Annotated in this window: 6 protein-coding genes; 3 read left to right on the forward strand and 3 right to left on the reverse strand. The window is 57.7% G+C overall.

Features of this window, described 5'->3' with window-relative positions; genetic code table 11:
* Positions 1 to 82 precede the first annotated feature (82 nt).
* Both dnaE and B4U49_RS03400 read left to right on the forward strand, forming a co-directional pair.
* Entirely contained in the window at positions 83 to 3601 is a 3519-nt protein-coding gene (gene dnaE, locus B4U49_RS03390) for a DNA polymerase III subunit alpha (protein ID WP_078083169.1), read from the forward strand.
* Positions 3602 to 3842: 241 nt separating this feature from the next.
* Positions 3843 to 4799 carry an acetyl-CoA carboxylase carboxyltransferase subunit alpha gene (locus tag B4U49_RS03400; protein ID WP_078083171.1) on the forward strand — a complete coding sequence of 319 codons (957 nt, stop codon included), beginning with the start codon at positions 3843 to 3845 and terminating at the stop codon, positions 4797 to 4799.
* A 91-nt stretch (positions 4800 to 4890) separates the two neighbouring features.
* Here the strand turns inward: B4U49_RS03400 and B4U49_RS03405 are convergent, their stop codons facing one another.
* The 3 genes from B4U49_RS03405 to B4U49_RS03415 are packed head-to-tail and all read right to left on the reverse strand — an operon-like array spanning position 4891 to position 8726.
* A complete protein-coding gene (locus B4U49_RS03405) occupies positions 4891 to 6252 on the reverse strand; it encodes an MBL fold metallo-hydrolase (protein ID WP_078083172.1) in 1362 nt (453 codons plus the stop codon).
* Positions 6249 to 7175, reverse strand: coding sequence for a ribose-phosphate diphosphokinase (locus B4U49_RS03410; RefSeq protein WP_078083173.1), 927 nt, complete (start codon positions 7173 to 7175; stop codon positions 6249 to 6251). Before B4U49_RS03410 ends, B4U49_RS03405 begins: the two co-directional genes overlap by 4 nt.
* Positions 7176 to 7199: 24 nt before the next feature.
* The gene (locus B4U49_RS03415) at positions 7200 to 8726 is read right to left on the reverse strand and encodes a thymidine phosphorylase family protein (RefSeq protein ID WP_078083174.1); all 1527 of its coding nucleotides are present in this window, start codon (positions 8724 to 8726) and stop codon (positions 7200 to 7202) included.
* A gap of 485 nt (positions 8727 to 9211) precedes the next feature.
* On the opposite strand from B4U49_RS03415, the gene B4U49_RS03420 reads away from it, so the two are divergent.
* Positions 9212 to 11599, forward strand: coding sequence for a di-heme oxidoredictase family protein (locus B4U49_RS03420; protein ID WP_204902978.1), 2388 nt, complete (start codon positions 9212 to 9214; stop codon positions 11597 to 11599).
* Positions 11600 to 11717: the final 118 nt, after the last annotated feature.

Here is an 11717-nt window from a genome sequence, read left to right on the forward strand (position 1 = left end):
AAGGGCTTACCGCCCCTCGGTGCGTTCCCGGAACAGAGCTCTACATAAAATACCTCCGGGCCGAAATTAAATAGAACAGAATATGACCCAACCCTTCGTACATTTAAGAATCCACACTGAATACTCTCTGATTGATGGCCTGGTGCGCATCAAGCCGCTGGTCAATCGTGTCGCCGAGCTGGAAATGCCGGCAGTGGCGATCACGGATCAGACGAATTTCTACGGCCAGGTAAAGTTCTACAAAGGCTGTATGGGCGCCGGGGTAAAGCCCATTACCGGTGCCGATTTCTGGTTGAAGGAAGGCGGTGAAGAGCAGCCGACGCTGCTGACGCTGTACGCGATGAACGGTACCGGTTATCGGAATATTACCGAGCTGATTTCACGTGCGTGGATGGAAGGCCAGTACCACGGACACGCGTTTGTGGAGCGGGACTGGATCGAGCAGGCCTCCGAGGGCGTGTTGATGCTTTCCGGTGCCAAGTACGGTGATGTGGGGCGCGCGCTGATTGCGGGGCGTAATGCTCAGGCGGAGACGCTGGCGCAGGAGTGGGAGCGGATTTTCCCGGGGCGTTATTACCTGGAGCTGCAGCGCACCGGTCGCCCGGGGGATGAAGAGTACCTGCATGCGGCGGTGAATCTTGCTGGCAAACTGAACCTGCCGGTGGTGGCTACCAACGATGTACGCTTTATTGAAGACAGTGAGTTCGAGGCGCACGAGGTACGTGTCTGTATCCGTGAGGGCCGTGCGCTGGATGACCCGCGCCGTGAGCGTCGCTATTCTTCCGAGCAGTATCTGCGCACGCCCGAGGAGATGCAGGAGCTGTTCAAGGATATCCCTGAAGCGCTGCAGAATACTGTAGAGATTGCCCGTCGCTGTTCCTCGCCGATTCAGCTGGGCAAGTACTTCCTGCCGCAGTTCCCAATTCCGGAAGGGATGACGGAGAACGAATTCTTCGAAAAAATTTCCTTCGACGGTCTCTACGAGCGACTCGAATTTATCCTGGACAAGTCCGCGCCGGATTACGAAGCCCGTAAAAAAGTCTACGAAGACCGCCTGCGCTTTGAGCTGGATATCGTTATCCAGATGGGATTCCCCGGCTACTTCCTGATCGTAATGGACTTTATCCAGTGGGCGAAGGACCACGATATCCCGGTAGGGCCCGGGCGGGGTTCCGGTGCGGGTTCTTTGATTGCCTACTCGCAGAAAATTACCGACCTCGATCCGCTGCAATACGACCTGCTGTTCGAACGTTTCCTTAACCCGGAACGTGTATCCATGCCCGACTTCGACGTCGACTTCTGTATGGAAAAGCGCGACCGGGTGATCAGTTACGTGGCCGACAACTATGGCCGTAACGCGGTGAGCCAGATCATTACCTTCGGTACCATGGCCGCGAAGGCGGTGGTGCGGGACGTGGCGCGGGTGCAGGGCAAATCCTATGGTCTCGCGGACAAACTCTCGAAAATGATTCCGCCGGATCCGGGCATGACCCTGGAAAAGGCATTCGAACAGGAAGAGGTACTGCGGGAATTCCTCGAGAACGATGAGGAAGGCCAGGAAATCTGGGAGATGGCCCTGCAGCTGGAAGGCGTGGCGCGGAACGTGGGCAAGCACGCCGGTGGTGTGGTTATTGCCCCCACCAAGCTCACCGACTTTGCCCCGCTCTACTGTGACGAGACCGGTGCTGGCCTGGTTACCCAGTTCGATAAGAACGACGTGGAAGACGCGGGACTGGTGAAGTTCGACTTCCTCGGTCTGCGAACCCTGACCATCATCGACTGGGCCAAGGCGATGGTGGACGAGAAGCGCGCGCGCGAAGGCGAAGAGCCGCTGGTGATCGAAGCGCTGCCGCTGGACGATGCCGAAACCTACAAGATGATCAAGCGCGCCGAGACTACCGCGGTATTCCAGCTGGAATCTCGCGGTATGAAGGACCTGATCAAGCGCCTGCAGCCGGATAACCTTGAGGACATGATCGCCCTGGTGGCCCTGTTCCGTCCCGGTCCGCTGCAGTCGGGCATGGTGGACGACTTCATCAACCGGAAGCACGGCCGCGCCCAGGTAGCCTACCCGGATGCCAAGTATCAACACGAGAAGCTGAAACCAATCCTGGAGCCCACCTACGGGGTAATCGTTTACCAGGAACAGGTAATGCAGATTGCCCAGGAGCTCGCGGGCTATACCCTCGGCGGCGCCGACATGTTGCGCCGGGCTATGGGTAAGAAAAAGCCCGAGGAAATGGCCAAGCAGCGGGCGACCTTTGAAGAGGGTGCGAAGGCGCAGGGGGTAGACCCGGAACTGGCGATCAAGATCTTCGACCTGGTAGAGAAGTTCGCGGGTTACGGCTTTAACAAATCCCACTCCGCCGCTTACGCCCTGGTGTCTTACCAGACGGCCTGGCTGAAAGCCCACTACCCGGCGCAGTTTATGGCCGCCACCATGTCCTCGGACATGGACAAGACCGACAAGGTCGTAACCTTTATCGAAGAGTGCCGGGCGATGAAGCTCGACCTGGTGCCGCCGGATGTCAACCTGGGGACCTACCAGTTCTCGGTGGATGTGGATAACCGCATCATTTATGGCCTGGGTGCCATCAAGGGGCTGGGTGAAGGCCCGATCGACAATATTATTGCCGAGCGCGAACAGGGCGGGCCCTTTACCGACCTGTTCGATTTCTGCTCCCGTATCGATCCGCGCAAGGTAAACAAGCGCGCACTGGAAGCCCTGGTGCGTTCCGGGGCACTCGACAGCATCGGTCCGGATACCAACGGCGTGGACGGTCTCGATTACTCCCGCGCGGTGTTGTTCAACGCACTGGACGAAGCGGTGAAGTCTGCCGAGCAGCAGAGCAAGAACGACAGTGCCGGTATGATGGACCTGTTTGGGGAAGTGGTGCGCTCCGCCTCGGACGGCGATGTGTACGAAGACTTCCGCAACGCGCGCCCCTGGGGGATCCGCGAGCGTCTCGAGGGAGAGAAAAACACCCTCGGTCTGTACCTGACCGGCCACCCGATTGATGAATATGAAGAAGAACTCAAGCATCTGGTGAAGGCCCGTATCGCGGACCTGAAACCGGGGCGCGAAAGCCAGAAGGTCGCGGGCTTGGTGGTGGGCATGCGAGTCATGAAGACCAAGCGCGGGGATTCCATGGCTATTGTCACCCTGGATGACCGCAGTGCGCGCATCGAGGCGGCGGTGTTCAGCGAGGCATTTGGCGAGCACCGGGAAAAGCTGGTGAAAGATTCCCTGCTGGTACTGGAAGGCTCGATTTCCCACGACGACTACAGTGGCGGCCTGAAGATGAGCGTGAACGGGGTGTCCACACTGGATGACCTGCGCAGCGGCAGCGTGATCGGCGTGACCCTGAAGCTCGACAGCGCCCAGGCATTGCCCAAGATGGGGCAGCGACTGAGTGCCTGCCTGCGCCCGTACGTCGGGGGCGGCTGTCCGATCCTGGTGGAAGTTGAGCGCAGCGACGCGCGCGGCACTTTCCGGCTTGCTGACGAGTGGAAAGTGGAGCCAAACGACCAGCTGATCCAGTCCCTGCGAGAGGTGGTTGGTCGTGAGCGGGTACAGCTCAACTACACTCAACGGCAGTAATCAGAAGCCAACGGGTTCGAATTGACCGGGTATTGGCTCTCGCCAGCACCCTCGCCAGCAATTGGGGCAATTTGGACACCAGAGTTAAGGGTAGGTGCGCTGTGCACTCGACTGGGTGGTCCTATGCCGGTAAGCTAGCCGCCATTTTCAGTAGACGGGGTCTGTTTGCGACCATTTGGGGTGTTTTGGTCGCATTTTCCAACATTTGGCAGACCCACAGAATTATCAAGGCGCTAATTAAATGAACTTCAGTTTTCTCGAGTTTGAACAGCCGATTGCGGAACTGGAAAGCAAGATCAAGGAACTTCAGCATGTAGGGGACGACAACGACCTCAATATCGCTGAGGAGATCACCCGCTTGCGGGAGAAGAGCGAAAAGCTCACCGAATCCCTGTATTCAGACCTGTCTCCGTGGCAGATCGTACAAGTGGCGCGCCATCCGCAGCGCCCCTATGCGAAGGACTATATTGAGCGCATTTTCACCGATTGGGACGAGCTGCACGGCGATCGTCACTTTGGTGACGACCAGGCGATTATTGCCGGTATCGGCCGCCTCGAAGGCCGCCCGGTGGCGGTAATCGGCGAGGAGAAAGGTCGCTCGGTTAATGAGAAAGTGAAGCGCAATTTCGGCATGCCGAAGCCCGAGGGCTACCGCAAGGCCCAGCGCGTCATGGAAATGGCCGAGCGTTTCAAAATGCCGGTGCTGACGCTGATCGACACTCCCGGGGCCTATCCGGGTATCGACAGTGAGGAGCGCGGTATCTCTGAGGCAATTGCCAAGAACCTGGCGGTTATGTCCCGTCTGCGTACCCCGATCATCTGCACGGTGATCGGCGAAGGCTCCTCCGGCGGTGCACTGGCGATCGGTGTGGGCGACCAGCTGAACATGCTGCAGTACTCCACCTATTTCGTGATCTCCCCGGAAGGTTGCGCCAATATCATCTGGAAAACCGTGGAGAAGGCGCCGCTGGCTGCCGAGGCCATGGGCGTGACCTCCAGTGTGCTGGAAGAGTTGGGTATTGTGGATGAGACGCTGCCGGAACCGCTGGGCGGTGCCCACCGCGACCCGGACCTGATGGCCGCACGCCTGCGCGATCGCCTGTCCGAGCAGTTGGACAAGTTGACTGCGGTGCCTCTGGATGAGCTGCTGGAAAAACGCTACCAGCGCCTGATGAGCTACGGCAACGTCACCGGCTGATCCAACAGCGATCTGCACCTGTAAAAAAGCGGCGGCAACTTCGGTTGCGCCGCTTTTTTTGTTCGCCAGATTCCTTCCCCGCTATCCGCACTTACAGGCGCAGAATTTCCCGATAACCGGCAACCCGAGCGCGGAAGGGGGTATTGTCCTGCAGGTAGAGGCGCAGGCAGTCGGCGGAGTCGGGTTCACCGTGCACCAGTTGAATCTGCGTTCCCGCTTCCAGTTCCGACTGCAAAAGCCATTCCGCCAGTTCCACGTAATCCGCGTGGGCTGACAGCCCTTCCAAAAGTTCTATCTGCGCCTTGCAGGGGATGTACTCACCGTGAATTTTCACGCTCTGTGAGCCGGCCAGCAGGCGGGCCCCACGGGTGCCGCCAGCCTGGTAACCGGCAAACAGTACGGTCGCGCGGTGATCGGGCAGCAGACGCTTCATGTGGTGCAGCACGCGGCCGCCACTTGCCATACCACTGCCGGCGATGATGATGTGTGGGTACTGGATATTTTCCAGTGCCTTGGACTGATCGACGCCACGGGTGTACTGGATGCCACTGCACATAAAGGTGCAGTTTGCGGCGCTCAGCCGGTGCTGGTCTGGATAGCGGGCATAGATCTCCGATGCATCGATGGCCATGGGGCTGTCGAGGAATACGGGTACCTTGGGAATTTTCTTTTGCCGCATCAATGTCAGCAGCAGATATTGCAGGGTCTGTGCCCGTCCCACGGCAAAACTCGGAATCAGTACCACGCCGCCGCGGCCGAGGGTGTTATTGACGATTTCTGCCAGTTGTTGCGCGTGATCAATCTGCGGGTGACGGCGGTCGCCGTAGGTGGATTCCAGTAGCAGCAGATCGAGCGCCGGTAATGGTCGCGGCGGATGCATGATGAGGTCATCCGGTCGCCCCACGTCGCCGGAAAACCCCACCCGCTTGCCATCGGCGTCGAGGATGACACTGCCGGCTCCGAGAATGTGGCCCGCGGGCTGGATTTGCAGTGTTGCACTGCCAATTGTGAACTTCTCGTCAAACCCCACCGGCTGGAAAAGCGCCAGGCACTGTTCCGCGGTATCGCCGTTGTACAGGGGTTGTGGGTGGGCGTGCTTACCGATTTTGTGGCGCTGGTAATAGCGCGCGTCTTCTTCCTGGATATGTCCCGCATCGGGCAGCAGAATCGAGCAGAGGTCACGGGTTGCGTGGTGACAGTAGACGGGACCGCGGTAACCCAGCTGGTATAGCCGTGGGATATAACCGGAGTGATCGAGGTGTGCGTGGGTGAGGACTATTCCCTTGAGATGCCGGTAATCGAACAGGGGGGCTTCCCAGTTGCGCTCCCGCAGCCACTTGTAGCCCTGGAACATCCCGCAGTCGACAAGAAATTCTGTTTTCCCCTCGTCCACACTGACCAAAAATTTCGAGCCGGTAACCGTGCCGGTGCCGCCAAGGAAAGTAATATTCATGGTTGCTTGTCTCCGCAGTCTCCGCGATTGATTTCCGCAAGTATTCTGTGAATCGCGGGAACCAATAATGACGACAGGTCAAAGGTACAGTAATCGCCGGGTATGCTATTGCTCACTGCGAGCTGGTCTGCACCTGTGTTCAGTATTTTCCGGTCTGCATTTTCAGCAAATACCCCGTGTACAGCTGCACAGGAAATTTTCTCTACACCGGCCCGCTGCAGAGCGGAGATGGTTTCCAGTACGGTATGGCCGCTGGAAATGACGTCGTCAACGATGATCGCTTCGGTCGTCCCGGAAATACTGTTCCCAGTTGCCAGCGATACCTGTACATCGCGGTCGCCACGACGTTGCTTTTTACCCACGACAAAGTGCAGGCCCGTTGCTCTCGCCAGCGTCTCCACCCACTGCCGGCTCTCAGCATCCGGTCCAACCAAAAGTGCATCGGCCTGTGAGGCGATCCAGGATTGCAATGCGGGCATACCGGAAATGGCCAGCGCCGGGATTGAATAAATTTCGCTGAGGTTGTGGTAGCGGTGCAAGTGGGGGGCGACGGTCACCAGCCAGTCGAAGGTTGAAGAGATTACTCCGGCAAAAATACGTGAAGTCACGGCTTCGCCCGGGTTGAATACCTTATCCTGGCGCATATAGCAGAGGTAGGGCGCCACCAGCCCCACACTGGTGGCGCCTTGCGCGCGCAGGGTATGGGAGAGAAACTGGAGGGGGAGAATTTTGGCATCCGGCTGCAGGAGATTGGCGAGTACTACACATTGGCGACCGCTGACCGGGGATAAAACCCGCAGATAAGTTTCTCCATCCGGGAAGTTTCGCGCCTCCAGCGCGCCGCATTCCGCATCCAGCCCCGTGCGCAGAGGCGCCAGGAGTGGAAGCGTCTTTTCCAGGGTAAACAGAACAGGGGGGGACATATGCAGTGCTCCTGGTGATTCCCTTCAGTCCGCGGGTGGCCTATCCACTGGTGCCACATCAAACAGGTCCCGGTTCTGATGGAAGTACTCCCTTGCATAGGCCAGCTCTCCCGGTGTCTGTGCCAGAAGCGTTGCCAGTGACTGGCCTGCCTTTATGTCGTCCCCCACTTTTACTTGCAGGCGCAGACCGGCCTCCGGGGAGGAGGGGGCGCCGGCAACCTTGGCCAGATGTGCCAGGCGGCGATTGTCCATACTGCGCAAGCGACCTCCCCATTTACTGCGTAGCTCGATATGGTGGCTGGCGCTGGGAATATTGCGAAGGCCGCCCTGGGCTTCGCAAATATTGAGGAACTGCTGCAAAGCCTTGCCGGACTCGAGTATTTCCCGGGCGTTCTGGTACGCCTCCTTAACACTGATGTCACTCGCCATGCAAAGGAGTTGCGCGGCGAGAAATAGTGCCCGCTGTGTAAGGTCGGCGGGGGCGTGTTCTTCGTTGTGCAAAACACTCAGCACATCGCGTGCCTCTTCCGCGGGCCCGATACCCCAGCCAATTGCCTGAGTGCCATCGGTTTGCACACAGCGAACCTCGACACCAAGCCCGGACGCCACCGCGTGAAACAGTGACTGCAGTCTTTCCGCCTGCTGTTGATTGCGCACTTTTGCGGTGGGACCCACCGGCATATCTATCAGGATATGGGTCGAACCCGCAGCCATTTTTTTGGAAAGTACCGAGGCTACCAACTGGCCCTCACTGTCCAGATCCAACGCGCGCTCGATACGAATCAGCAGATCGTCGGTGGGGCTCAATCCGACTTCCCCGCCTGCCGCCAGACAGGCACCGGTGCGGGTGATGACGTTGCGGAGCTGCTCCAGAGACAGGTCGACGTTGGTCAGTACTTCCATGGTATCGGCAGTTCCGGCGGGGGAGGTGATTGCGCGTGAGGAGGTTTTGGGAATTACCAGGCCTGCAGCACTGGCGATCGCCACAACAATTGGCGTAGTACGATTGCCGGGCAGCCCCCCGATACAGTGCTTGTCGAAGATGCGTTTGTAGTTGGGCCAGTGCAGGCGGTTGCCGTTGTCGATCATAGCGGTGGTCAGCGCAGTGGTCTCAGCACTGTCGAGGCGCCCTCCGGCACAGGCTGTGAGGAAGCTGGCAATTTCGATGTCTGAATACAGACGTTTGCCGATATCGCGGATGATACTGGTGAGCTCCAGTGTATTCAGGCGGTTACCATAGATTTTCTTTCGCAGGGCACTGAGGGATGGCACCAGAGGAGAGTGGTGCACGTGTACCAATACGTCTTCCTGCAGGTCTAGGAATTCCCAGGCGCTGTCGGAAAAACCAATGAATCCCTGCGGCAAAATTTTCTCGGCAACGGTATTGAGTGTGGCAATTAGCGTCTGGTTGCCGGCCTTGATTTGGAGCCGGGTATTGGCGGTATAGCCTTCGGCACGGCAAATGGCACAGTCCTTGCGCATAAACACGATGGGCTCTTCATGGGTATCTATTCCCATTCTGTAGGCTTTCAGGGGCAGTGCCTGTGCCATGGCGTCTTACCTGGTATCTCTTCCTTTCTTTGCCCTTGGGCAAGCTTTCGCAAAAGAAAATTATAGGTGTTGGAGACGCCGCTCGGTGCTTGTGTGGTCGGCAAGTGAGGGCAATTGGCGTTGATACTTACCGGATCCCACTTTTTGTGTTGCAAGGTGTGACGGCCACACTGGCAACTCACTCCTTGCCAATTTGTGCACTGCTACCGTTTCCGTCGCATATTTATTCCTAATGCTCCCAATTGCCTGCGCGTCCAAAGGTGGGACACAACTGCTGGACATCGTGCGTTTATTTTATCGCTGCGGTATTCGACACGCGGCACTCGGTCGAAATAAAAAAATACAAACCAATAAAGCGATAAATCAGGAAATGCGTGATGAGAATGTTTCAGAATCGGCGGTGCCTGTATGGCACCCTTTTGCGTATGGTGACATGCGCATTCACTCTTATTTCCCTTCCACTGTCAGCTGCGGAAAACCTGGCATTGAACAAACCTGTTACCGCAAGTAGTGAACTGCGTGCGGCAGCGGGAGCTGTTGATGGTAGCAGTTACACGCGTTGGGAATCCGATCACGGGGTGTCTCCGGGATGGATCAGTATCGATCTGGGGGAGCCGGTGGTATTGGGAAAAATCGAGCTGGACTGGGAGGCTGCGAACCCCAAGCGGTACCAGGTACAGGGATCCAGTGACGGTGCAGAATGGTCAGTTCTTGCAAGTAGCAATGACGGCGTGTTCGGCGATCGCACCGATGTGCTGGATCTGTCGGGGACCTATCGCCACGTGCGGTTGATGGCGCTGGAGCCCAGCGATGGCAACGCCTGGGGATACTCTCTGTTCGAAGTCCGGATTGAGGAAGCGCAGGGCCAGTCTTCCGAGCCGGCAGCGTATGTACCCTTGTTCCCAGAGGGGCTGGATGTCATTGAGCAGATCCAGTACACCGAGCCCGATGGCACCCTGGTTACATTGATGGGCGCGCGCCCCACAGAGCGCCATGCGCGGGAGCGGGGCGAACCCTGGGACTGGGAGGATGTGCAGCCCGGGCGATACCTTACTTTCCCCCCTTTCTATTTTCAGAACCGCACCTTTGGCCTGGAGATTCGCGATAATGTGGCCGCCGGTGGCAACAGGGTGCAATTCTTCCTGCATGTAAATTCCGGCTCCTTCTATGGAACCACGTTTAGTTTGTTCCGCAATGTACTCGATCCAACAGTGACGGAATTTGGCTGGTCGCTGAACTACGGTTTCAACAATCCCAACGAGAGCGGTCAACCGCTGTGTCACGCGGGATTGCCGGACTGCTTTATGGAGGTGGATTCGAACTGGCGTACCGACCCGCACAGTCCGCTCAAGGTCGGGGACAAGATCGAACTCGCGCCCGCCCCCCGTTTGCTGACGCCGGTCATCGATGGCGGTGGTGAACGCTATTACTCATTTGAGCAGCTATACGTGGTCGGTGTAGGCATGCGTCCCTGGTACGGTATCCAGCCGAACCTCGACTCGGAGCCGCTCCCGCCGGAAACTCTGCTCGGCGGCGATACCAGTATTTCTTACAACTATTCCGAAGAGCCGATGCGAATGTTCCAGCAGATGGCCAATAATATTGGTATCGCAAACAGTCAGCGCTTCGCTGAAGGTCGGCGACTTTTCCACACCTCATTCGACGATGGGGTGCATTCGGAATTTCCCAATGAAAACCCGGTTTTCAGCGCGCATGCAAATCAGCTGGGGCCCCGCTTCAATGAGGAGCGGTGTATTGGTTGTCATATACAGAATGGTCGCAGTGCACCGATGGTTGTGGGGGAAGCCCTCGATACGCTTTCTGTATTGACCGGTGACGGCGAAGGCAATCCCCATTCGGTTTATGGCTTCAATATTCAGCAGCAGTCACTGGATGACGCAGCGACGGATTACACTGTTCGTGTTCAGTCCATGCAGACCCAGTACCGCACACTGAGCGATGGCACCCAGGTGGAACTGCAAAAGTCGTTGTATCAATTCTCCGGTCCGGAACCGGAAACCTTTTCCGTGCGTCAGGCACCGCAGGTTATCGGGCTTGGATTACTGGAGGCCATTGACGAAGCGGATATCCTGGCCAACGCAGACCCGGATGACCACAACAATGATGGGATTCGCGGCCGTGCGAATTTTGTCGAAGACCCGGAGACCGGTGAATTGCGTCTCGGTCGCTTTGGTTGGAAGGCGGCAAAGGCGGGGCTTCGTCATCAGGTTGCGGAGGCGCTGGTACAGGACATGGGTGTTACTTCACCGGTGTATCCGCTGAGGGACTGTCAGCACAGTGATGACAATTGCCATGTATCGGGTTTGGATACGCATGTGTCTGAAAATGAGCTGACGCGCATGCAGCAATATCTGGCGCTATTAGGTGTGCCGGCGCAACGGAGCCTGCGCAGCGGTTATCCGGACGGGATCCGCGTATCATCGGAGCACGATGTGAATCCCGCAGAAATTGCGTTGGGGGAACAAAAATTTACTGAGTCGGGCTGTACTGCATGTCACAAGGCTTCTTTCACCACGTCGGATCGACACCCGCTGGCGGAATTGCGCAATCAACAGATCAAACCCTATTCCGACCTGCTGTTACACGATATGGGGCCGGATTTAGCAGATTCTCTGGCTCAGGGGGATGCCTCGGGAAATCTCTGGCGTACGGCGCCGTTGTGGGGATTGGGCAGCCTCAAGTATGTACAGGGCGGTGAGCAAAACGTCCGTTACCTGCATGATGGTCGCGCGCGGACACTGGATGAGGCGATTCTCTGGCACGGCGGCGAGGCTACTCAGAGCCGATTGAACTACGAAGCGCTGAGCGCCAATGATCGAGCAGCAGTGAAGACCTTCTTAAACTCTCTTTGAGCGGGAATTCAATCAGGCTCCGAAAGTCTGTGCTCTTAGGTGTCCCGGTGGCGGCGGTGCACCTGGTACCTGCTTTCGAAACCGCTGTGGATACTTCCCTGTAAGCTGCGTCGGCGAC

The organism is Microbulbifer mangrovi (assembly GCF_002009015.1).
Lineage (GTDB): Bacteria > Pseudomonadota > Gammaproteobacteria > Pseudomonadales > Cellvibrionaceae > Microbulbifer > Microbulbifer mangrovi.